At 37.2% G+C, this 24,388-nt stretch carries 18 protein-coding genes and 1 other annotated feature; of the genes, 2 read left to right on the forward strand and 16 right to left on the reverse strand.

The genetic code is table 11. From position 1 onward, the window contains the following. Nucleotides 1–178 precede the first annotated feature (178 nt). The 4 genes from J2Z23_RS09130 to hpaB all read right to left on the reverse strand — a co-directional run bounded on the left by J2Z23_RS09130 (nucleotide 179) and on the right by hpaB (nucleotide 7,193). Nucleotides 179–922: a prepilin peptidase gene (locus tag J2Z23_RS09130; RefSeq protein ID WP_064467741.1), complete on the reverse strand. Its 744-nt coding sequence runs from the start codon at nucleotides 920–922 to the stop codon at nucleotides 179–181. A gap of 167 nt (nucleotides 923–1,089) precedes the next feature. Then, nucleotides 1,090–2,424 (reverse strand): bifunctional folylpolyglutamate synthase/dihydrofolate synthase, encoded by a 1,335-nt coding sequence (locus J2Z23_RS09135; RefSeq protein ID WP_057995532.1) that lies wholly within the window; start codon nucleotides 2,422–2,424, stop codon nucleotides 1,090–1,092. 68 nt (nucleotides 2,425–2,492) lie between these two features. Continuing rightward, nucleotides 2,493–5,132: a valine--tRNA ligase gene (locus tag J2Z23_RS09140; protein ID WP_057986885.1), complete on the reverse strand. Its 2,640-nt coding sequence runs from the start codon at nucleotides 5,130–5,132 to the stop codon at nucleotides 2,493–2,495. 48 nt (nucleotides 5,133–5,180) lie between these two features. After that, nucleotides 5,181–5,413 (reverse strand) — a binding site (T-box leader). 322 nt (nucleotides 5,414–5,735) lie between these two features. Further along, the gene (hpaB, locus tag J2Z23_RS09145) at nucleotides 5,736–7,193 is read right to left on the reverse strand and encodes a 4-hydroxyphenylacetate 3-monooxygenase, oxygenase component (RefSeq protein WP_064467744.1); all 1,458 of its coding nucleotides are present in this window, start codon (nucleotides 7,191–7,193) and stop codon (nucleotides 5,736–5,738) included. Between the two features lie 163 nt (nucleotides 7,194–7,356). On the opposite strand from hpaB, the gene J2Z23_RS09150 reads away from it, so the two are divergent. Next, nucleotides 7,357–7,548 carry a hypothetical protein gene (locus J2Z23_RS09150; RefSeq protein WP_057986889.1) on the forward strand — a complete coding sequence of 64 codons (192 nt, stop codon included), beginning with the start codon at nucleotides 7,357–7,359 and terminating at the stop codon, nucleotides 7,546–7,548. Between the two features lie 15 nt (nucleotides 7,549–7,563). Here the strand turns inward: J2Z23_RS09150 and ysxE are convergent, their stop codons facing one another. The 8 genes from ysxE to hemA form a co-directional block, all read right to left on the reverse strand. Beyond that, the gene (gene ysxE, locus J2Z23_RS09155; RefSeq protein ID WP_238482681.1) at nucleotides 7,564–8,610 is read right to left on the reverse strand and encodes a spore coat protein YsxE; all 1,047 of its coding nucleotides are present in this window, start codon (nucleotides 8,608–8,610) and stop codon (nucleotides 7,564–7,566) included. A gap of 127 nt (nucleotides 8,611–8,737) precedes the next feature. After that, nucleotides 8,738–10,180 carry a LysM peptidoglycan-binding domain-containing protein gene (locus J2Z23_RS09160; protein ID WP_209973712.1) on the reverse strand — a complete coding sequence of 481 codons (1,443 nt, stop codon included), beginning with the start codon at nucleotides 10,178–10,180 and terminating at the stop codon, nucleotides 8,738–8,740. Nucleotides 10,181–10,290: 110 nt separating this feature from the next. After that, a complete protein-coding gene (gene hemL / locus J2Z23_RS09165) occupies nucleotides 10,291–11,580 on the reverse strand; it encodes a glutamate-1-semialdehyde 2,1-aminomutase (protein ID WP_209973714.1) in 1,290 nt (429 codons plus the stop codon). A gap of 84 nt (nucleotides 11,581–11,664) precedes the next feature. Next, nucleotides 11,665–12,645: a porphobilinogen synthase gene (hemB, locus tag J2Z23_RS09170; protein WP_064467746.1), complete on the reverse strand. Its 981-nt coding sequence runs from the start codon at nucleotides 12,643–12,645 to the stop codon at nucleotides 11,665–11,667. After that, nucleotides 12,626–13,438, reverse strand: coding sequence for a uroporphyrinogen-III synthase (locus tag J2Z23_RS09175; RefSeq protein ID WP_209973716.1), 813 nt, complete (start codon nucleotides 13,436–13,438; stop codon nucleotides 12,626–12,628). Before J2Z23_RS09175 ends, hemB begins: the two co-directional genes overlap by 20 nt. Further along, nucleotides 13,428–14,366 (reverse strand): hydroxymethylbilane synthase, encoded by a 939-nt coding sequence (gene hemC, locus J2Z23_RS09180; RefSeq protein ID WP_057986899.1) that lies wholly within the window; start codon nucleotides 14,364–14,366, stop codon nucleotides 13,428–13,430. The genes J2Z23_RS09175 and hemC overlap by 11 nt, the downstream gene beginning before the upstream one ends. Before the next feature lie 89 nt (nucleotides 14,367–14,455). Beyond that, the gene (locus J2Z23_RS09185) at nucleotides 14,456–15,283 is read right to left on the reverse strand and encodes a cytochrome c biogenesis protein (RefSeq protein ID WP_057986901.1); all 828 of its coding nucleotides are present in this window, start codon (nucleotides 15,281–15,283) and stop codon (nucleotides 14,456–14,458) included. Nucleotides 15,284–15,295: 12 nt separating this feature from the next. Then, the gene (gene hemA / locus J2Z23_RS09190; RefSeq protein ID WP_057986903.1) at nucleotides 15,296–16,645 is read right to left on the reverse strand and encodes a glutamyl-tRNA reductase; all 1,350 of its coding nucleotides are present in this window, start codon (nucleotides 16,643–16,645) and stop codon (nucleotides 15,296–15,298) included. A 308-nt stretch (nucleotides 16,646–16,953) separates the two neighbouring features. Between hemA and J2Z23_RS09195 the strand changes: the two genes are divergently transcribed. Continuing rightward, on the forward strand, nucleotides 16,954–17,445 hold the full coding sequence (locus tag J2Z23_RS09195) for a LiaI-LiaF-like domain-containing protein (RefSeq protein WP_057986905.1): 492 nt from the start codon (nucleotides 16,954–16,956) through the stop codon (nucleotides 17,443–17,445). A gap of 348 nt (nucleotides 17,446–17,793) precedes the next feature. Here J2Z23_RS09195 and yihA read toward each other — a convergent pair whose 3' ends face one another. From yihA to clpX, 4 genes are all read right to left on the reverse strand, one after another. Beyond that, nucleotides 17,794–18,384 carry a ribosome biogenesis GTP-binding protein YihA/YsxC gene (gene yihA / locus J2Z23_RS09200; protein WP_057986907.1) on the reverse strand — a complete coding sequence of 197 codons (591 nt, stop codon included), beginning with the start codon at nucleotides 18,382–18,384 and terminating at the stop codon, nucleotides 17,794–17,796. Beyond that, entirely contained in the window at nucleotides 18,371–20,710 is a 2,340-nt protein-coding gene (gene lon, locus J2Z23_RS09205) for an endopeptidase La (protein WP_057986909.1), read from the reverse strand. Before lon ends, yihA begins: the two co-directional genes overlap by 14 nt. A 292-nt stretch (nucleotides 20,711–21,002) precedes the next feature. Further along, complete coding sequence (lonB, locus tag J2Z23_RS09210) at nucleotides 21,003–22,664, reverse strand: ATP-dependent protease LonB (RefSeq protein WP_064467747.1); 1,662 nt, start codon at nucleotides 22,662–22,664, stop codon at nucleotides 21,003–21,005. Between the two features lie 442 nt (nucleotides 22,665–23,106). After that, complete coding sequence (gene clpX, locus J2Z23_RS09215) at nucleotides 23,107–24,369, reverse strand: ATP-dependent protease ATP-binding subunit ClpX (RefSeq protein WP_057986913.1); 1,263 nt, start codon at nucleotides 24,367–24,369, stop codon at nucleotides 23,107–23,109. Between the last annotated feature and the right edge of the window lie 19 nt (nucleotides 24,370–24,388).

Genomic DNA, 24,388 nt, shown 5'->3' on the forward strand with positions numbered 1-24,388 from the left:
CGCCCAGTAATTTCCCTCATGCTATCATACAAGCCAAAAAAAAAGACGAAACTTTTGTCGCCTAGCAAAAAAAGGTTTTCGTCATTTTTTTTAACAGACTTAATGATGTACAATGCTAGATATTTCTACGTACAATAATCAGATGAAAGGAAACTAGCAAACTTAATTTTGAAGAGCCTTAATACAATAAAGATTGATACCAGGCTAAGATAGGCTGATAATAAAAATAAGTAATAAGGGTTCCAATGGCTATAAAAGGGCCAAAGGGAATTGGTTTTTTTCTTTCAAAAATTCCGCAAGTCATTCCAATGATCCCAAGAACAGCTCCTAGAATATTAGCAAAAAAGAAGGAAATTAGCATGAATTTCGGCCCGATAACAAAACCTATCACTGTAAATAACTTAATATCTCCTCCCCCCATCCCACCTTTTGATAGAATTGCAATTAGTAATAATAGGAGAAATGCAATGGCCGCGCCTAGGAGTGAATTCCACCATGGTTGTAAGGGCTGAATGATACGTTCTATAATAAACAAAATCGCAAAAAAGAGGAGGATTTTATCGGGAATAAGCATGAATTTTATATCAGTAATAAAAATAATGACAAATAATGTAATTAAGGTCCAAGCAATCACTAATTCGAATGTCCAACCAATTTTTGCGAAAGCATAGACAAACAAAAAAGCTGTTGTCAATTCCATTATTGGGTAAAAGAGGGAAATGGGCTGTTTACATTGCTTACATTTCCCTTTTTGAATCACGAAAGACAATACTGGTATCAATTCTACAATCGTTAGCGATTTTCCACATCCAGGACATGACGATCGCGGCTTTATGATCGATTGCTTGGCGGGAACTCTTAATCCTACGACATTTAGAAATGACCCTAATAGAAGAGCGTAAATAAAAATAATGATTTCCATCGTTTTTAACCGCCTTTATTTCATTAGGTACACGGAAAATTATGTGAAATAAGAATCGTTTTTGGGTCCATCATCCATTGCCCCACTTATACATACTATACGCCGAAAATTCAGCAGGCATGGAGTATATCTACCTGAATCTGTATTACATATGGGTACGGTTCTTCTTAAACATCAAGAGAGGAAGATTCCTTTCTTAACCGAATCATATCTTTCAAATAAGGCTTTATTTCTGATATAAAGTAAAGTGATCCTGTAATCGCTAATATATCAGTCTCTTTTACCGATAAAACAAGCTTTTGGATCAGGTTTTTCCAATCTTTATCACAGTAAATCGCTTTACCACCAGATTGCAATTCTAATTCGTCCGTTGAAGCAGCTCTTGGAAAATCAAACTCAGTTAAATAAAGTTCAGCATTCATTGAATGTAAAATTGTAAACATTTCCGTTAAATCTTTATCTTTTAAAGCAGAGAAAACAATTTTGATTTCTTTTTCAGGGAAATGAGTTTCGACTGCTTCCTTGAAGGCTTGTAATCCTTGTAAATTATGGGCACCATCAATGAAGATCATCGGACGGTCGTTTAGGCGTTCCAGCCTCCCTGGCCAAAAAGCCTCTCGCAAACCATTACGATATGCCTCTTCTCGGATATTAAGTAATCCTTTAAATTGCAGATAAGTTAATACAGCTAAAGCTGCTGCTGCATTTTCAGTCTGATGTCGACCTAGCAGAGAAACATTTATGTGATCGTATGAGCCCCATTGCGATTGATAAGTAAATTGCTCACCATTTTCAATAGGATGATATTCCTTTATTTGGAACTCCTTGCCTATTTGATAAAATGGCGCTTTTTGCCGGATCGCTTCTTTCTTTAGCACAAATAAGACTCCCTTATCTTGTGCTGTTGTAAAAATAGGGATACCCTGCTTAATGATACCAGCTTTTTGATAAGCAATCTCCTCAAGCGTATTACCTAATATTTGCATATGGTCCATGCCAACATTAGTTATAATGGAGGCAATCGGGCGAATGACATTAGTGGAATCATACCTTCCGCCTAAACCTACTTCAAATAAAGCAAAATCCACCTGTTGAATCTCACTAAAATAATAAAATGCCATCGTCGTAATCACTTCAAATTCTGTTGCTGGCCCTAATTCAGTTTGTGCTAATTCCTCAGCAATTGGCTTTATTATATTTACTAATGAAGTGATTTCTTCATTTGCAACTGGCTTTCCATTGACACTAATTCGCTCGTTAAATTGTTCAATATATGGTGAAGTGAACGTACCTACCTGATAATCTGCTTCATTTAATATCGAGCGCAAGTAGGCCACGGTAGAACCTTTTCCATTTGTTCCACCTATATGGATCACTCGTAAATTCTTCTCAGGATTTCCCAGTCGAGCTAGCATCCATTCCATGCGCTTTATTCCTGGTTTTATTCCTAAACGAAGCCGTGAATGGATCCAGTGAAGTGCCTCTTTATATGTATGTACCATTCTCACACTCCCTGTTCTGAATAAAGTGGGATCGTTCCATTCATGTAGAAAACAATCCCACTCTATTTTTACATTTCTTTTAACTCAGTTATTCTTTTCTCAACTGTTTGTTTTTTCTCTAGGTAATCTTTTTCCTTTGCTCTTTCTTCGTTGACGACCGCTTCCGGAGCTTTAGCAACAAATCTTTCATTTGCTAGCTTTTTCTGCACTCTTTCTACTTCTTTGTTCCATTTATTCCACTCTTTTTGCAATCGAGCAAGCTCTTCTTCTATATTGATGAGATCTGCTAAAGGTAAAAATAACTCTACTCCTGTCACCACAGCGGACATCGCTTTTTCTGGCATTTCTATATTGGTTCCTAACTCTAGGTTTTGTGGATTACAGAACTTTTCAATATACTTTTTATTATTCTCTAAGGCTGTTAAGATCTTCTCGTCTTTTGCTTTTAACAGAAGTTTAATTTGTTTACTCATCGGCGTGTTTACTTCAGCCCGAATATTACGAACCGAACGAATAATGTCCATGAGTAATTTCATTTCATTGGCAGCTTCATGATCTGTATAACGAGTATCCACCGTAGGCCATTGACTAACTGTGATGGATTCCCCTTTATGAGGTAGATGCTGCCAAATCTCTTCCGTAATAAATGGCATGAATGGGTGAAGTAGTCTTAGTGTTTGATCCAAAACATGTGCTAGAACTGAGCGAGTCATCTTCTTGGCTGTTTCATCTTCACCGTATAGAGGTAGTTTTGCCATCTCAATATACCAGTCACAGAAATCATCCCAAATAAAGTTGTACAGTGCTCTACCTACTTCTCCAAACTCATACTTCTCAGCCAGTTTCGTGACAGCATCAATTGTGTCATTCAATCGAGTCAAGATCCACTTATCGGCCACAGATTGCTTACCTGTTAGATCAATTTCGTCATACGTCATCCCATCCATGTTCATAAGGGCAAATCTGGAAGCATTCCAAATTTTATTAGCAAAATTCCAGATTGATTCAATCTTCTCCATACTAAAACGTAAATCCTGACCTGGTGAACTACCTGTTGCCAAGAAATAACGAAGTGTATCCGCACCATACTTGTCAATGACATCCATCGGGTCAATCCCATTTCCCAGTGATTTACTCATCTTACGGCCATCTTCAGCACGGATTAATCCATGGATCAAAACATCTTTAAAAGGTCTTTGATCTGTAAATTTCTTCGCTTGAAAAATCATACGGGATACCCAAAATGAAATAATATCGTATCCAGTTACTAAACAATCGGTTGGGTAATAATGTTTGAAATCTTCCGCTTCGGTATCAGGCCATCCCATTGTGGAAAAAGGCCAGAGAGCTGAACTAAACCATGTATCCAATACATCTTGTTCTTGTTCCCAGTTTTCCTCATCTGCTGGTGCTTCATGTCCTACATAAATTTCACCAGTTTGTTTATGGTACCAAGCCGGTATTCTATGTCCCCACCATAGTTGACGAGAAATACACCAATCATGAATATTTTCCATCCAATGCATATAGGTTTTTTCAAAACGCTCAGGGACAAAATGAACTTTCTCTTCACTTTGTTGAAGTTCGATTGCCTTTTCAGCAAGAGGCTGCATTTTAACGAACCATTGTGTGGATAAATAAGGTTCTACTACTGCGCCACTACGTTCTGAATGGCCAACAGAATGAAGATGATCCTCAATTTCAAATAGCACTCCAGCTTCTTGTAAATCTTTAACAATTTGTTTGCGGCAATCAAAGCGATCCATTCCTTGATACTTACCGGCGTTCTCGTTCATTGTGCCATCTTCATTCATAACAAGTACACGTTCTAGTTGATGACGATTTCCTACCTCAAAGTCATTAGGATCATGTGCTGGCGTAATTTTTACGGCACCTGAACCAAATTCCATATCTACATAATGATCGGCTACAATTGGGATTTCCCGTCCTACAATCGGAAGTTTGACTGTCTTCCCAATTAAATGTTGATAGCGTTCATCGCTTGGATGTACCGCAACGGCTGTATCTCCTAACATCGTTTCAGGTCTTGTTGTCGCAATCTCAATAAAGCCTGAACCATCTGCAAGTGGGTAATTCATATGATAAAAGGCCCCTTGTACATCCTTATGAATCACTTCGATATCAGATAAAGCTGTTTTCGTTGCAGGATCCCAATTGATAATATATTCACCACGATATATGAGGCCTTCTTCGTATAAAGTGACAAATACTTCCCGTACGGCTTTAGATAGCCCCTCATCTAAAGTAAATCTCTCTTTTGTGTAATCTAAGCCAAGTCCTAGTTTTGCCCATTGTTTACGGATAAATGTGGCATATTCTTCTTTCCATTTCCATGTTTCTTCTAGAAATTTCTCTCTCCCTAGATCATACCGACTTTTTCCTTCTTCCCGAAGTTTTTCCTCAACCTTTGCCTGTGTTGCAATTCCAGCATGATCCATTCCAGGTAACCACAATACATCATAACCTTGCATTCTTTTCATGCGGGTTAGAATATCCTGTAAAGTTGTATCCCAAGCATGCCCTAAATGAAGTTTTCCAGTAACATTCGGAGGAGGAATTACGATTGTGTATGGTTTTTTATTCACATCATTTTGCGCTTCAAAAAATTTCCCTTGTAACCACCAATCATACCTTCCTTGCTCAATTTTTTGTGGCTCATACTTGGTGGACATTGTAATATTTTCCATTCCGATTCTCCCTTTCACTTTATATAAAAATCAAAAAGCTCCCATCGTCAAAAGGACGAAGGGAGCAGATTCGCGGTACCACCTTTTTACACGATCCCATCATTCATAGCAGGATCGGCACTTCAACAAGATAACGACTTTATAACCGACTTTCACTACTTTACTTTCATGAAAGCTGCTCAAGGGTGACTTCTCTTAGGGTCACTTAGAAAATCTCCCACCATTGATTTTCCTCTCTGAAAGTAACGATCCAAGATACTCTTCCCTATCTATGCATTTAATTCAATTTAATTTATTCTATAGTAGCGAATAAAGAGGGATGATGTCAATCATTTTTCACATTCATTTACATTTTAGGCTATTTTTAAGAAATTTATCCTTTGAAAATAAACTTTTTAGTGCAACGCTGACTTGAGAGGCATTCCACCGGGCTCCAACATAACCCAGAGTAAGGATTTTTTTCGATGTTACTTTTCACATGTACTCCGTCCCAAGCCAACGCCGGCAAACTCACAACATTGGTGGTTCCGAGATTAGTCAAATTACACTTTCTTATCCTACCAATAAGAAGGTGAATTTCCCTTGCTTCTTGAATATCCTTTGTTACTCTAATTTATTTGTCTCAAGAAGCTTTTTGACCCTCTTTGTATATTCGTTCTTGGGATATCCATTATAAAGGCCCATTGCCAAACGAACGGGGTCCCCGAAAAAGAATCGCTCATAATGAGTTTGCCTTGTACCGAATGGACTCATGCATAGGTCCCAAACTATTCGGAATAACATCACACGGTCTTCTGCAGTTGAATTGGCGCCTTGTAAGTAAGTATCAATATAACTCCGGACAGAAGATGCAAAACTATTTTCAGTTGGAAGTAAGATAAGCCCGCTTCCACCTAATAATTGCAAGATTTCCACCAATCGGGGGTATATTCTTGGGTAATAGTGAATAGCCACAAGTAAAGGCTTTGCATCTGGCGTCATCATCCCCCACTTATCTAATCTCGCGTTCACTTGGGAAGACAAGTGAAGTCCCTTCATAATTTCGAGTGTGGTAATTATTTCACTTACCTTATCTTGGATATGTTGGTACTCCCCAATATTAATCGCCTCGATTATGGATTCCGCCAAACCTAAAATAAATTCTGTTTTTACAATCATTCGCACCACTGCTTGAAATAGTAACATCGTATTAAAATTAGCTTCTGTAAAAAAACGATGGGCAATATTAAGATCTTTATATAAAAACACTTTTTCCCAGGGGACGAGAACATGATCAAACACGACAATTGAATCCATCTCTTCAAATCTTGACCCAAGTGGATAATTGAAAGACGAATCATCATCGTTTACAAACGATTCTCGGCAGATGAACTTTAAACCTTCTGTGTTCGAAGGGATTGTAAAACCATAAATATAAGCTTCTTCAATGAAATTACCACCAGCCGGTAAAACTAGAACTTCATCTGTGATCCCACCTTGTGTTGCTAACAACCTAGCTCCCTGAATAATGATCCCTTCGTGGTTCTCTCCAATGACTTTTGCTGCAATATTTTCTTCGGAATACGAATCCTCCAAATAGCTAATAGAACGGTTCACTTGTGGATTGATAAACGTATGGGTAAAAGTAAGATCTTGTTCCATCGCATTTTCGTAACTTCTAAGAATATGATCACCAAATTTTTTATCTTTTGCAGCAAAAATTTTATGAGAAGCTGCCAACACCATCATTCCTGTATTTACGTAATCTGGGGAGCGACCCAATAATCCAAAGTTCGTACGCGCCCATAGCTCTGTTGCTTTTTTACGAAAAAGCAAATCATCTTTCGTTTTAGGCTGTTGATAAGAAAAATTTACGTTCTTTTCTATTTGCGGGGAAATGAATGTAAGGATACTTCTTAATACTGGATCATTTTGCATATCAAAGAGTTGCGCTTTACTCTTAATCGCCCCACGAAATGCAGGATGCTTCGACACTTTTCCGGCTATTTGCTGACCATCCAACCATATATCACTTTTTAAATGATCGATTCTGTTCATATACTCTTTTCCAGAAATCGTCATTACTATCGCCCCTTCTTGATCAATTAGATATAATTTTATGCGGTGCGAAGCGATAGAATTACAAAAAATAAAAACCTTGAGGGATAGTTTGGGGAGAGAGATAGGCACGAAATAATCCAACCGAACATAATTTATGATAAATACTTCGACAGAAGGTGAAATAATGAAAAGAAGATTTAATACGTATGCCTTTCAAAATTCAATGAGGAATTTTAAAGCAGTATGCCGTCAACTTGTTGTACCAATTTGTATTTTCCAAGGCATTCGCACGTTAATTTTCCCAACCATTCTAGATGTTTTTTTATGCATAATATTGATTGCGGCAGCCCTAAGCTTACATTTTGAATGGATCTAAAACCCCTTCCTAAATTTACTCGGAAGGGGCTGAGGTATCCTGGTTTTTCTTTCGCTGTTCTCTTTCTTCTAACCTCATTACCACATATTCTGTGTTTTTCATTCGCCAATACTGTTTCTGTAATCTTTGAACAAATTTAATTTCATTTTTTTTCGTTTCGCTAGAAAAGTACTTTTCAATTATGGAAAAGATGGAGCTTGGATAAGCCAAATAACTTAAAAACAACTGCATCTCTTCATCTGTAAAGGGAAAATAGCGGAAATAAGCATCTAACCACTCCATCCCATGGTCAAATGCCTGAGGTCGTGTTTGGAATGCGCGATCCAGGAAAGGCAATAAATCATGAATTGGTGAAGCAATTCCCGTTCTTTCAAAATTAGTAAAATAACCTAATCCATTTTGATCATAAAGAAAATGTTCATTTGATAATTTCCCATGTATCACGACACTTCTAGCTTTGGTTTCCTCGGATGTAGACTCATGCCACTCCTTCAATTTATTAATTGCATAACGTTGGCCACCTGAAATTTCACTGTAAATAGTACACAATAATAATTGAAATGGCGACATATACAATTGTCTTTCACTTTGCTCAATGAACTTTTCTAATACATCTTGTTCTAACTCCCATCGTGTAGCCATTCTTTCAAAATGTTCTTCCCTTTCTTCCCCATTAACCGGCACTTCACGAACGGTTACCGTATGAAGTCGCGCTAATTCACGAAAGAGATCAAGATGTTTTTGGACATGTGCTTCTCGTTCTTTATTGTCTAACCATGGCATTAAATAATAAAGAGAATTCCCTCTCAAAATAGCATGGCGTCCGTCTAATGTGGGATATATGGGTACTATCCGATTGTAACCTTGTTGATATAACTGTTGTATATAGGATAAGAAATCTAAGCCCTGTTTAGCGTCCATTCGCTTTAAAGCAAATTCACCCTTATCTGTATACGCCTTATATACCTTGCCTTGTTTTTCTGCAAACCTTAAATTTAACCCATACATTTCTACTAAACTTTTTATTTTCTTTGATGATTCATTATCCATATCATCACCCATTTTGCTCTCATTCACTAAGTAAAATCACTTTTTCACAATCCACAAAGACATCAATCTTTACAGGCGAATTGAAATTAAAAAACTATGCTTAAACAATAGAAAAAGGGAGGACGACATATGCCATCCTCTACTTCCTTTTTAATGGATGAATTTTAGTGGGTATATACAGTACTTGCCCTTCATATACCTCATCACTTTCACCAAGTTGATTAGCTCTCAATAATTGTTGGGTAGTAATATTATAACGGTCTGCTAAGTTTTCAATGGAATCACCATGTTGCACTAAGCGAACTCTCATTTTAGTTACAGATTCTTCCTCTTTTCTAGCAAAAAAATCAGCAAATGAAATTGATTGGTATTTGTCTTTCTTTTTCTTTGTCTTTTGGCTCTTTTCTTCCTCGTATTCTATGAGGCTACTTGATTCCACCTCATATGATGAAGATTCTTGAAAATGAATTGACGAGGATTCTGGGACTCTTAGTTCATCTACCTGCACACTACTCTCTTCTTTAATCGAGTCTAGATTTAACTTTGGTACTTGCCGAAGTATAGTAGTAAGGAGGTTTTCTTCCTCCTCATCTTCACTTTTATTTTCCTCTACCTCAACTTCATTCTTATTTTCCTCAACCTTAATTTTTTCTTCTACTTGTTGCTCCTCTGCAGTGTTCCTTTCCGCTCTTGAGTTAACTACTGTCAAGTTGCTCGCATCTAAACTTTCAATGTTTTGCTCCTCTTCTGCTGCTTCTTTCACTTCTATCTCCTGATTTGACTCGACAGCGTCTTCTCTATTATCAGATTGCATTGGCAGCTGATGTTGAAATGGAGATGGTTTCTCATCATCCTCCTCAATCTTTTCCTCGAGTTCAGGTAAAATTCTCGCCTCTACCTCAAATGATTCATACAAGTCATTCTCACTATCTAAGGAAGGTTTTTGACTGTCTGTATTTATTGTTTCTTGAAATAATTCAATTTTAACTTCTTCTCTTTCCTCCTCCCCATCATCCTGATCAGTATTTTCCTCTGAAAAAGTTGCATCTGTTGCCACCTGATTCAGCTCTTGTCTGTCTTCTTCCTCTAATAATGGCTCAATCGAATCATTCGTTTCTTGTAATGTGGCAGCGTCGAGGATGACCTCTTCTTTATCCTCATAGATGCCGTTAATATGAATATCTGCTAGTACTTGAAGTCTATTATTTTCAGGTAATGCATAATCAAATGAGTAGATCTCGATCTCTAACTCCCCGATATCGACAATCCTTCTTTTTGGAATCGTGATATCAACGGGAAAACGATGAGAAAACTCGCCAATTTCATCATTCCTGATTTCTACATTTTGTATATAATGCCGATTGTTTTCAGGAATTTCCGGTACCGTATCATTTCCAGGAGAATGATTATATTCTCCGCTAAGTTCGAGGGTTCCTTTTAATACGACAAACTCTTCCTCATCCATTATGTTAATATTAGGATCCAATGATATGGATAAAAGATCCTCAACTTCATGTCCTTTTTCAAACCAAACCGTTTCCTCCAATGGAAATTTAAGTGATGTTTGTTGGCGATCAGGCAAATTCATTCCTCCTCTCGTTCCAATGAAAATATTACTCCCTATACTCTATGACTCTTCAAGGTTATTTATGAAAAAAGAAAAAGAATGGCACAATGCCATTCTTTTTCTTTTTAGCTTTTTAATTTTGCAAATGCCCGCTCAGCGGCTTGGATCGTTTTTTCAATATCCTTATCAGTGTGAGCGGTAGAAAGAAAAATCCCCTCAAATTGTGATGGTGGCAAAAAGACACCTAGCTCAGCCATTTCTTTATAATAGGCTGCAAATAATTGTAAATCAGATGTTTTCGCTTTTTCAAAATTATATACATCCTCATTTGTAAAAAAGAGACCAATCATCGAACCAGCGCGATTAATGGTATGCGGGATATCATGCTGTTCTGCAGCTGCTTTTAATCCTTCTTCTAACAAATCTCCTTTACGGATAAACTCCTTATAAGAATCAGGTGTTAATTGAATAAGGGTTTCATACCCAGCTGTCATTGCTATCGGATTTCCCGACAAAGTTCCAGCCTGATAAATCGGTCCACTAGGGGCAACTTTTTCCATAATCTCAGCCTTACCACCGAATGCCCCTACAGGAAGACCCCCACCAATTACCTTACCAAGACAGGTTAAATCAGGTAGAATATCGAAGTACCCTTGAGCACAATTATAGCCTACGCGGAATCCAGTCATCACTTCATCAAAAATAAGCAGTGAGCCGTATTCTATTGTCAGCTCACGAAGTCCTTGTAAAAATCCAGGTTGAGGTGGAACAACACCCATATTTCCTGCAACAGGTTCTACGATGACACCTGCAATATCTTCTCCAAATTGTTCAAAGGCCGCTTTAGCTCCTTCAAGATCATTATAAGCTACTGTAATCGTATTTTTAGCTATCCCCTCTGGAACACCGGGACTATCAGGCAAACCAAGTGTTGCTACTCCAGAGCCAGCCTTAATTAGCAAGGAATCACCATGACCATGATAACAGCCTTCAAACTTCAATATTTTATTTCGTCCTGTATACCCTCGTGCAGCCCGGAGTGCACTCATCGTCGCTTCTGTACCTGATGAAACCATCCTAATCATTTCAATGGAAGGTACTCTTTCAATGACAAGTTCTGCCAATTTATTCTCCATAATAGTTGGTGCCCCGAAACTTGTACCATTTTCCGCTGTTTTTTTCAAAGCTTCTACAACTTTTTCATTCGCATGTCCAAGAATTAATGGTCCCCATGAGAGCACATAATCAATATATTCATTGCCATCAAGGTCATAAATATAAGCTCCCTTTCCTCTTTCCATAAAGATCGGATCCATATCAACGGATTTAAACGCCCGTACTGGACTATTGACCCCTCCTGGCATCAAATGTATTGCTTTCTCATAAGCCTTTCGGGAATTTTCATAAGAACGCATGTATTGTATACCTCCATTATGATTTATTTTACTATTTCTAATCTATTTCCTATCTTTCCTCATGCTGATCGCCGAACAAGGCACTTACGCTTCTCTAAGCCATTGCGCTACATCTTTAGCAAAGTACGAAATAATTAAATCGGCACCTGCCCTTTTCATACTTGTTAATGATTCTATTACGATTGCTTTCTCATCAATCCAACCATTCGCGGCTGCCGCTTTCACCATAGAATACTCCCCACTCACATTATAAGCGACAATTGGCAAATGACATTCATTTTTTACATCGCGAATAATATCCATATAGGATAGAGCTGGTTTTACAATCAGAAAATCGGCGCCTTCTTTAATGTCTGAATGTGCTTCTCTTAATGCTTCTAAACGGTTGGCCGGATCCATTTGATAGGTTTTTCGATCTCCAAACTGCGGGGCACTATTAGCCGCTTCTCGGAATGGACCATAAAAAGCAGAAGAATATTTCACCGCATAAGACATAATCGGAATTTCTTTAAAACCAGCCTCATCCAAACCATGGCGAATAGCAACGACAAATCCATCCATCATATTAGAAGGAGCAATGATATCCGCCCCTGCCTGTGCTTGACTAACAGCAGTTTTGACTAATAGCTCCAAACTTTCATCATTAAGAACTTCTCCATCTTTTACAACTCCACAATGGCCATGATCCGTATACTCACATAGACAAGTATCTGCGACAACAAGTAGTTCTGGATAATGCTTTTTCACCTCACGAGTTGCTTCCTGTACAATTCCGTGATCATGAAAAGCCCCCGTACCACAGTCATCTTTCTCAACAGGGACCCCAAACAAAATGACCGCTTTTATACCAAGCTGGACAATCTCATCGAGCTCCTGCTTCATTAAATCTAGTGAGATTTGATAAATCCCTGGCATAGAGGAAATTTCTTGTTTCTGTTGTTCCCCCTCCACAATAAAAAGCGGATAGATAAAATCTTCTGCTCTTAAATGGGTTTCACGAACTAACGCTCTCATATTTGCAGAACTTCGCAAACGTCTATGTCGATCAAAATTCATGTCCATCATTCCTTTGCTCTTTTTGAAAAAAATTGTAAATCTCTTGAAACAACTCATCCATTGTAAACTTTTCTGGACAAATTTGGACGTGATATCCTTTATTTTCTATGACTTGTTTTGTTACTGTTCCTATTGCAGCCAAAGTCAAACGATGTACATGTTCGCTTGCTGGCTTTTTCACTATTTTCATAAAATGATTAAATGTAGAAGGACTTGTAAAGGTAGCGATATCCAAAGTATCTTCAACTAATAATTTTAGCAATTGATCACTCTGCACAACCGGAAAAAAAGTTTCATATACAATCCACTCATCCGCTAAGATTCCTCGACTGCGGAATCCTTCTGCGATCGTTTTTCTCGCTAAATTCCCCTTAGGAATAAGTATCTTCTTTGCCGAATATTTTGTTTGGAAGAACTCTCGAACGAAATCCTCTGCCGTAAAAACATGGGGCATAAAACATGAATCGATATGATAGCGATCTAAAGCCTCTTTCGTCTTTTCTCCGACAACTGCAAATTGAATAGATTGACTGAAGCTGTGAAATTCGTCCAATTGATTTTTCACCTGTTCAAAAAAGTAATACACACCATTTTTGCTAGTAAAAATGATCCAATCATATTCGCTAAGATGTTGCAGATAATGGGATTGATTGGGATCTGTAAAATGCCGAAAATCAATAAGCGGAATCATATGGGGGATTCCCCCCGCAGATGCCACATCCATGCAAAACTTCTCGCCTTGCTCTCCACCCCTAGTAATTAAAACATGTTGTCCTCTTAAGGGCTTTTGCCTAAGATTCATTAGCCAAATCTTCCCTTACTTGATCAATCAATGCCTTTGCTCCTTGTTCACTTAAAAGAGAAGCAGCTTGCTCTCCAACTAATTTTGGTTCCATCCCTTTAAGAGTTTCTTTGTAAATTTTTTTCCCATCCGGTGAAGCAACTAGTGCCGTTAATTGAACTTGTTTATCATCAAATAGTTCCGCTAAACCAGCAATCGGAACTTGGCAACTTCCCTCCATTTTATGGAGAAAGGCTCTCTCCGCTTCAACAGTTTGTGCTGTTTTTTCACAAGTTAGCTTGCTTAAAAGTCCAAGTAATTCTGCGTCATTTTCACGGCATTCAATCCCTAATGCACCTTGGCCAATTGCAGGTAAACAAGTTTCTGGCTCAAGGTATTCCGTAATAAGATCTTCATCCCAATCCATACGTTTTAATCCAGCTGCTGCCAGAATAATTGCATCATAATCACCTGTTTTTAATTTCGATAAACGAGTTTCAATATTTCCTCGTATCCACTTAATTTCAAGATCTGGACGCATCGCCAAAATTTGCGCACTTCTTCTCAGGCTACTTGTTCCAATTTTGGCACCTGATGGCAAATCTTTTAGGCGAATATGTTGGTTGGAGATAAAAACATCTCGATAGTCCTCTCGTTCTGGTATGCTCCCAATCATTAAGCCATCCGGAAGAACAGCTGGAACATCCTTCATACTATGAACTGCCATATCAATCTCTCCATCTAGAAGTGCTTGCTCAATTTCTTTTACAAATAAGCCTTTCCCACCAACTTTTGATAGAGTGACATCAAGGATCCGATCCCCTTTAGTCATAATTTCCTTAATTTCAAATTCAAACGGGCCACCTATTTTTTCTAACTGTTCACGCACCCAATTTGTTTGTGTAAGGGCTAGATTACTTCTTCTAGACCCAATTACAATTTTTCTCACCTGTATTTCCTCCTTAAAAAGCAAATTTTACTACAAATAAGTCTCTCTTTTGTTCAGACAATTCATAAATAGCTATTAACGCTATTATATTAGTGATACCAAATATGAAAAGTAGACATACGGCTAGCCAAAAAGAAATTAATCAATAAAATTAAAAAGGCTGCACAATTCCATATGGCTAAGCGTTTCCCATTGATTTCTTTTTTTAACCGTAAAAAAAGCCAAATACCATAAATTATGATTAGTAAAAACGAACCTACAATTTTGGGATCATACCATTGAAAAACGGAAAGCTTTATTAATGCCCATTGTAAGCCGAGAATTAAGCTTAATAATAGGATAGGCACTCCCGTGACATTTAAAACATAAGACATCTTCTCTAATCTCTTTAAATCTCCTAAACGCCACAAAGTTTTGAACCATTTTTTCTCTTTTAATAGTTTATATTGCAATAAATATAGGAGTGAAAATACAAATGACAGAGTAAAGGCTCCATAAGAAAAGATAGCCATTGTGACATGAATAAATAATAACTCTGAAATAAGTTGATCACCCATTGAAGGCATTTGTCCAGGGGCAAATGCATGTATCGTCATAATCGTGAATCCAACAATATTTGTAAAAAAAATTGTAAAATCGACTTTAGAAATTTTGTGAATAGCCAAGGATAAAGTAATTAATACCCAAGAATAAAAATAAAGCCCCTCAAAAAGGGTAAGGATCGGAAATCTTCCTGTATGGAACATATAGAAAAACAAAAAAATTGTTTGTAATAACCAAACAATTGATAACAGATAGAAGGCAAGCTGACTTGCCTTCCGGTTTTGTCCAATAAAATCAATAAAATAAAATAATATCGACAAGGCATAGAGGACAATTATAAGCTCAGGTAATCTAACCATCATAAGTGAAATCATCATTATTCCCTCTTATGATTGAAAAAGGGGAGCTTTTTTACTAGCTGCTTCTTTTGTTATTGGTTTAACCTTTGTTTCTTTTGTATATTCATCTTCATCTGTTTCTAATTGAAAGATTTGCTGAAATAGAGCTATTTTCTCCGCTGCTTGTGGTTCACTAGCCATTTCTTTAATTTGTAAAATTGGATCCTTCAATAGCTGGTTAATAATACTTTTTGTATGTTTATTGAGCACCTTTTTCTCTCTAGCTGATAAGGTAGGCATTTTTCGCTCAATACTCTCCATTGTTTCAGCTTGAATCGCAAGTGCTTTTTCACGTAATGAGGTAATCACGGGTACAACTCCCAGAGTATGAAGCCATTCGTGAAAATCATTTAATTCTTCATTAATCATGATATAAATTTTTTCTGCCGCTAATCTGCGTTCTTCTAGATTAGCTTCAACGATTCCTTCCAAATCATCTATATCATATAAAAATGCATTTTCTAATTGTCCAATCTCAGGATCCAAGTCACGAGGAACCGCAATATCTAAGAGAAATAAAGGTCTTGCTCTTCTCATTTTTTCCATTTCTTCAAGCATGTCTTTTTTGATGATATAACCATTCGCACCTGTTGAACTTATGACAATGTCCGCTTCCATCACGGCGCATTGTAATTCATTTAGTGACTTAGCTTTACCAGCAAATTTCTGTGCAAGCTGTTGGGATTTTTCAAATGTACGATTAATAACCGTCACCTGCTTGGCCCCGTTTGAATATAGATTTTTTATTGCCAATTCACCCATTTTTCCAGCGCCAATAACCAAGACATGTTTATCCCGTAGATCTCCAAAGATTTTCTTTGCTAGCTCAACTGCAGCGTAACTAATGGAAACAGCATTTGCCCCGATATCTGTCTCAGAATGAGCCTTTTTCGCAAGGGCAATCGCTTGTTTCATTAAATGATTAAAGACAGTTCCAGTTGTTTTATTTTCTTGGGCGCTCAAAAAACTATTACGAATTTGCCCTAATATTTGAGTTTCCCCAATGACCATAGAATTTAGACCACAGATCACTTTAAACAGATGTTCTACAGCCAGTTCTTTTTCATGAATATATAAATAATCCGCAAATTCCTCGGGATCCATTTGAAACCAATTCGCTAAAAAAGATTTTACGTAATATCGACCAGTATGGATCTGATCAACGACCGCGTAAATTTCAGTTCGATTACATGTAGAAACAATGACATTCTCAAGAATACTTTTCTGTTGCTTTAAGGATGCCATTGCTAAAGGCAGCTCAGATTCGGAGAACGCTAGACGCTCCCTTATTTCCACTGGAGCTGTCTTATGATTTAGGCCAACAACAATAATATGCATTTGAAAAATGGCACCTCCAGTTTAAGTCCATCAAAGACTGTTATCTTTATTATAACATGCTTATTTAGAAGAATTCTAAAAAGATGTGAACACATATTGAAATCCTATGCTATATTTATTTAAAAGACATTCAAAAAGAAGAAGAAAAGGACCCAATACATTCAAAATTCCATAATTTGTACAATGGATTCTTGTAAGCCCGCAAAGCGATTTAATTTTTCAGGAAATACGATATCACCATAAAAAATTGAGATGTCCCTTTTACTACTCTTTTTGGATAATCACTTTATGGAAGTTGAGGATGTTTCATGAAAAAGCCACCCTATCTTCTCTCAGGAATTATATTATTTGGATTCGGTATATATTTTCTTTTACAACAGTATCAGTTTTCCCTATTTAATGGTTTTTACTCTTGGCCAACCCTATTTCTAATTGTAGGAATAGCTTTTCTAATAAATGGCTATGGCGGAAAAGATTATTCATTTATATTTCCCGGAGTCTTATTTACTGGAATTGGTATTCACTTCCATATTGCCCAGCAATTAGGGGGAACGATCGATTTTCCTGGTATCTTTTTACTGTTAATTTCAATCGGATTATTACTTTCCTATATAAAAACTGGTAATGGTCTATTCCAAGGGATTCTATTTCTCGCCATTTCTTTATTATTACTGTTTTTTGATAAATTAAAAGAATGGTTGTTACATAGTGGACATAAGCTTGTCTGGATTGATCAAGCATGGCCATATCTTTTAATCGTTTTTGGTTTATATTTTTTATTTTTCCATAAAAGAAAATAAAGGGTATCCGAACTATCATGTAGAAAATATGTAGTCCTAGCTCGTCTAACAAATGGAATTGCAAGAAACCTACGGAGGTCAGCTAGTCGACGCCGATACTAGAACATTACGTATGCAAGACCCATAGTGTGCAACATTCCATTCGCGTTATTCAAATTTTTCCTTCATGCTACATTATTTCCGATTGTCTAAAATAAGAAAGCAACTTGAGATAAGGCCTTCCGTATGACTACGGAGGCCTCATGTTGTTCGTACATCTATAAGCTATCTTTTTCATTCGGAAATACTACTACCAGACAATAAAAGATAAACTACAGAAAATTGCAATACCCACTTTTTTTGATCTAATTATAATTTATGTGAATATTTTTCTAATATACGCCAAGCTTTGTCTTTTCCCATTCCTGTTTCTGATGAAAATAAAACAATCTCATCATCTTGCTTTAATTTCAGCGTTTCTTTCACTACCTTTTTGTGTTTTTCCCATTTTCCTTTTGGGATCTTATCCGCCTTTGTAGCAATAACCGCACATGGAATTTCATAGAATTTTAAAAAGTCGTACATTAAAACATCGTCTTTTGTTGGTGGATGTCTTAAATCAACTATAAGCAAAACCGCACATAATTCCTCTCTAGTTGTGAGATAAGTCTCAATCATTTCTCCCCATGCTTCACGTTCCTTTTTTGATACTTTAGCAAAACCATAACCTGGAACATCGACAAAATATAAGGCATCTTCGATTTTGTAATAATTTAATGTCTGTGTTTTTCCTGGTTTTGAGGAAGTACGTGCAAGACTCTTGCGGTTAATCATTTTATTTATAAAGGACGATTTTCCTACATTGGATCTTCCGGCTAACGCAAATTCAGGAAATCCTTCGCCAGGATACTGTTCTGGTTTTACCGCACTTATGATAAACTCTGCATTATTTACCTTCATTTTTTTCCCCCGATAATGCAATTTTCAATACTTCGTCTACATGAGAAACTGGGATAAAAGTAAGATCTTTTCGAACACTTTCAGGTATATCTTCTATATCTTTTTCATTTTCTTTCGGCATAATGATTGTTGTAATCCCTGCTCTATGAGCCCCTAGTGATTTCTCTTTTAATCCACCTATTGGCAAAACCCTTCCTCTTAGAGTAATCTCTCCAGTCATGCCAATTTCCTTTTTAACGGGATTTTTGGTTAACGCGGAGATAAGCGCAGTTGCAATAGTAATTCCAGCTGATGGCCCATCTTTTGGAACAGCCCCTTCAGGAACATGGATATGAATATCTGTTGTTTCATGAAAATCTCTCTCAAGCTTAAGTTCAGTTGCCTTCGATCTAACATAACTAAAGGCCGCCTGTGCGGATTCCTTCATTACGTCTCCCAATTTCCCCGTTAGTATCAATTTGCCCTTACCAGGAGATAAGGAGACTTCTATTTGTAATGTATCTCCTCCAACTGAAGTATAAGCTAGTCCTGTTGCTACTCCTATTTGATCCTCAATTTCAGCCTGTCCATAACTATATTTTTTCTTTCCTAATAATTCCATTAAGTATTTATCCGTTACAACGACTCTTTTCTTTTCACCAGAAACAATGATTTTTGCTGCTTTTCTACAAACAGAAGCAAGTTGACGATCTAATTCACGAACACCAGCTTCCCGAGTATAATAACGGACTAATAGTTTAATCGCATCATCTCTTAATTGGAGTTGAGCTTTAGTAAGCCCGTGATCCTCAATCTGCCTTGGCAATAGATGATCTTTCGCAATATGAATTTTTTCTAATTCAGTATAACCGGGAATTGAAATAATTTCCATCCGATCCCGTAGCGGACCTGGAATAGAAGCTAAATCATTAGCAGTTGCCAAAAACATTACCTTTGATAAATCATATGGTTCTTCAATATAATGATCACTAAAACTACCGTTTTGGGCAGGGTCCAATACTTCTAACATCGCTGATGAGGGGTCACCGCGAAAATCATTGGACATTTTATCAATTTCATCTAGTAGAAATACGGGATTAATTGAGCCCGCTTTTTTCATCCCTTGGATAATTCTACCAGGCATGGCTCCTACATAAGTACGACGATGTCCACGTATTTCTGATTCATCACGCACTCCCCCTAACGAAATACGAACGAAGTTTCTCCCCATTGATTCTGCAATTGATCGTGCTAAACTAGTTTTTCCAACTCCTGGTGGTCCAACAAGGCATAAAATCGGACTTCGTAATGAATTTGTTAATTGTTGTACCGCAAGATATTCTAGTACTCGTTCTTTTACTTTCTCAAGTCCATAATGATCTCGCTCTAATATTTTTTCTGCTTTTCGAATGTTTAAATCATCTTTTGTAGCGTTTAACCATGGTAGCGAGATTAGCCAGTCAATATAAGTGCGAATAACAGAACTTTCTGCAGAGGAGGAAGGGATCTTTTCATACCGGTCTAACTCTTTTAATGCAATCTTTTCTACGTTTTCTGGCATATGTGCTTCGCGGATTTTTTCCGATAAATCTGCTACTTCACCAGTTTTTCCCTCTTTGTCCCCTAGTTCTTTTTGAATAGCTTTCATCTGCTCACGCAAATAATATTCTTTTTGCGTGCGATCAATCGATTGTTTCACTCTTTGACCAATTTTCTTCTCTAAATTTAATACTTCTCTTTCATTATGAACAATATTGATCACTTTTGTTAATCTTTCTTTTACATCAATTATTTCCAGTATCTCCTGCTTATCTTGAATTTTCAAAGGTAAATGTGATGCAATAATATCAGCCATCCGACCAGGCTCATCTATATCAGCCACTGTTGCAAAAGTTTCTGATGATACCTTTTTCGAAAGCTTAATATATTGTTCGAAGTATTCAAGCATCGTTCTCTTTAATGCTTGAATTTCAACATCTTGACTTATATCTATATCTTCATCATATCGTTCAAGATCTACAGCATAATATAAGCCTTGGTCCTTTATAGTTTTTATCTTTGCGCGACTCAATCCCTCAACAAGAACACGGATTGTTCCATTAGGCAACTTTAACATTTGCTTAACCTTTGTTAATGTGCCTATCTCAAATAAATCCTCATCTTCTGGTGATTCAATCTCGATATCTTTTTGGGTTGTCAAAAAGATTAAATGATCATTTAACATAGCCTGTTCCAAAGCTTGAACAGAGCGTTCTCTCCCCACGTCAAGGTGCAGTACCATTGTTGGAAAAACGAGCATTCCTCGCAGTGGCAATAGAGGCACTAATGGCTCTATTTTTTTCGTCATATTTACTACCTCCGTGCTAATTTTTAGACAAATGCGGAAACCTCTAAAAGGATTAAACAACTATGGGTATAGGTGTATATCTTTATCACCGTGAATTACTACCGCCTTATTTCATCTTGCTTAGACAATTCCATTTTTACCTTTCCACCTAGCCAATTATTTCCCCAAAGTCTAAGAAAAGAGAAAGCGCCTTTAAGGGCGCCCTCCATTTTTTATTTTCCTTATTCGTTCTTGTGTCCATTTTAGCTTATCTAACCATATGATGTCGAGAAAGTGCTCTTATCATATTGATTTATACACTTTTTTTATTAGGGGGAGAAAATTCAGGTAGAATACGCTCATGCCCCGGCTTTTTAACCAAAGCTACATCTAAAGCTTCTTCTAAACGGCTAACAGGAATAACAGTAACTTTATCTATTTCTTTTAAATTGGATTGCATATTTTCTTCAGGGATTAGCACTGTTTTGGCGCCCGCGATTTGTGCCGCCTTCACTTTTGAATATACGCCACCAACAGGTTTTACATCCCCATGGATTCCTATTTCTCCTGTCATGGCCACTGTGTGTTCAACGGGTATTTTATAAATAGCCGAATAAATTCCTACAGCCATTGCAACACCTGCCGAAGGACCATCTGCCGGAATCCCTCCAGGGAAATTCACATGTATATCATACTGCTTAACTGGCACTCCCATTGTTTTCAATACCGTAAGCACATTTTCGATTGAGCCTTTTGCCATACTTTTTCTCTTAACTGTCTTTCCTTGGCCATTAATATTTTCCTCTTCTATAATCCCGGTAATTTGCACCGTGCCTTTATCAGATGGAAGAACCATTACTTCAATGTCTAAAAGCATTCCACTATTAGGCCCTGTCACTGCTAGACCATTTACGACCCCTGCTTTTGATTGTGAGTGGATGGATTTTTCATGCCGAGGGACAAGCTGACTTGAGCGAATGACCCATTCAATATCCGAGTCTTGAATATAATCTCTATCCTCTATGATTGCTAAACCAGCAGACGTCTGAATCATATTAACTGCTTCCCGTCCATTTCTTGCATAAGAGGATAGTAAAGCTAGGCCCTTCTCATCGATTGTAAAATTGATTTTGTCCACAGCCTTGTTTGCAACAATTTCAATTTCTCCCTTTTCAAGTTCATGGAAAAATACTTCCATACATCTTGAACGAATGGCTGGTGGAATTTCATTAGGGGTGCGTGTTGTTGCCCCGATCAAACGAAAGTCTGCGGGAAGACCACGCTTAAAAATATCATGAATATGAGTAGGAATTTGATTGTTTTCTGAACTATAATAGGCGCTTTCAAAAAAGACTTTGCGATCTTCTAATACTTTTAATAATTTATTCATTTGGATCGGATGGAGCTCACCGATTTCATCAATAAATAAAACGCCGCCATGAGCATTGGAAACAGCCCCTTGCTTTGGCTGAGGAATTCCCGCTTGCCCCATCGCACCAGCACCTTGATAAATTGGATCATGAACAGAACCGATTAGAGGATCTGCAATCCCTCTTTCATCAAACCTGGCTGTCGTTGCATCTAGTTCCACAAATACTGAATCCAGTTGAAAGGGTGAACGCTGATTTTTCTTAGCTTCTTCTAAAACGAGTCTGGCAGCAGCTGTTTTTCCTACACCTGGTGGTCCGTAAATAATCACATGTTGAGGATTTGGCCCACATAGGGCTGCCTTTAGCGCTTTAATTCCATCTTCTTGCCCTACAATATCCGAAAATTTCGCAGGTCTTACTCTTTCTGCTAAAGGTTCTGTTAATTTAATTCCGCGCATTTTTCTAAGATGATCCATTTCCTTTTTTGATTCCTTATCAATGGTAACCTTTTGAGATCTTTGATTCATTAATAAATTTAAAAAGTACAGTCCAATAATGATACCAAAAAACAACTGAACCATCATAATGATCGCTGTCCAATTCATACTTTTCCCTCCCGGAAGACACTAATAACGTCTATCTTTTCTCACGAATCTACTGACAATTGAATCCCACTTAAAAATTCGAAGAAGTAAAAATCATAAGGGGAGCAACTGTAGCTAAACTTACAATCAGTAAAGATGAAAGCATCCATTGATTGTAGTCTTACTTTATCTATTAGTATCTCCGCTTCAAAGAAGGAATAAACCATCATTTTCTTCACAATGTACGGTTTTTGTTATTGCATTTATAATAAACATTTTTTCTTTTTTAAGAAAAGGTGTTAAGGCCAGTTTACTTTTAAAGCTGAGATTTTTAGCTAAAAGGGAAAGGTCCTGTCACAACCCAATAAACTCGTTTTTTCTCGGATTAGGCTATAATTTACAGGCATGAAAAAGAGCTTGGATTTAATATCCAAGCTCTTCATAACTATTCAATTGAATTCATTTAAGCAGAATTTTTTTCTGATCCCTTAATAACAGTTCCATCCTCAAGTACAAGCTTAGGTGGATTATTATGCAAAACAGAATCTTTTGTAATAATACACTTTTTAATATCATCTCGTGATGGTAAGTCAAACATTACATCGAGCATAAGCATTTCAATAATGGATCTTAAGCCACGAGCTCCTGTTTTTCTTTCAATCGCTTTTTTCGCGATTTCATGAAGGGCTTCATCTTCAAATTCAAGATCAACTTCATCCATATCGAGCATTTTTTTATACTGTTTAACAAGTGCGTTTTTCGGTTGGGTTAAAATTTCAATTAGCGCTTCTTCATCTAACTGTTCTAGGTTGGCAATAACAGGTAGACGTCCGATAAATTCTGGTATTAAACCAAAACGGAGTAAATCTTCTGGAAGAATTTCAGATAAAATTTCTTTATTCTCCTCTTGACCTTTCACATCAGCGCCAAATCCGATTACTTTTTGACCAAGTCGGCGCTTAATAATCTGTTCAACACCGTCGAAAGCTCCGCCACAGATAAATAAAATATTCGTTGTATCAATTTGAATAAACTCTTGATGCGGATGCTTTCTGCCGCCTTGTGGTGGCACACTTGCTACTGTACCTTCTAAGATTTTAAGTAAAGCCTGTTGTACACCCTCACCAGAAACATCTCTTGTAATGGAAGTATTTTCGGATTTTCTTGCAACCTTATCGATCTCATCAATATAGATGATACCACGCTCTGCTTTTTCCACATCATAATCAGCGGATTGAATTAGTTTGAGTAAGATATTTTCTACATCTTCCCCTACATACCCAGCTTCCGTTAAGGAAGTTGCATCGGCAATCGCAAAGGGTACATTTAAAATTCGAGCCAATGTTTGTGCAAGCAAGGTTTTACCGCTTCCAGTTGGACCTATTAAGCAAATGTTACTTTTTGCTAGCTCAACATCATCAATCTTACTATTTGCATTAATACGCTTGTAGTGATTATACACTGCGACAGCTAAGGACTTTTTCGCCTGTTCTTGGCCAATTACGTATTCATCTAAAATTTCCCTAATTTCGCGTGGTTTAGGGATATCTTTAAATTCTACTTCTTCTTCAGTCCCTAGTTCTTCCTCCACAATTTCTGTACATAGCTCAATGCATTCATCACATATATATACACCAGGTCCAGCCACTAATTTCCTAACCTGTTCTTGTGTTTTACCACAAAAAGAACATTTCAACTGACCTTTTTCCTCGTTAAATTTAAACATGATCTCACCCCTATAATAA

This window comes from Lederbergia galactosidilytica (assembly GCF_017873565.1).
In the GTDB taxonomy this organism is placed as follows: Bacteria; Bacillota; Bacilli; order Bacillales; family Bacillaceae_C; genus Lederbergia; species Lederbergia galactosidilytica.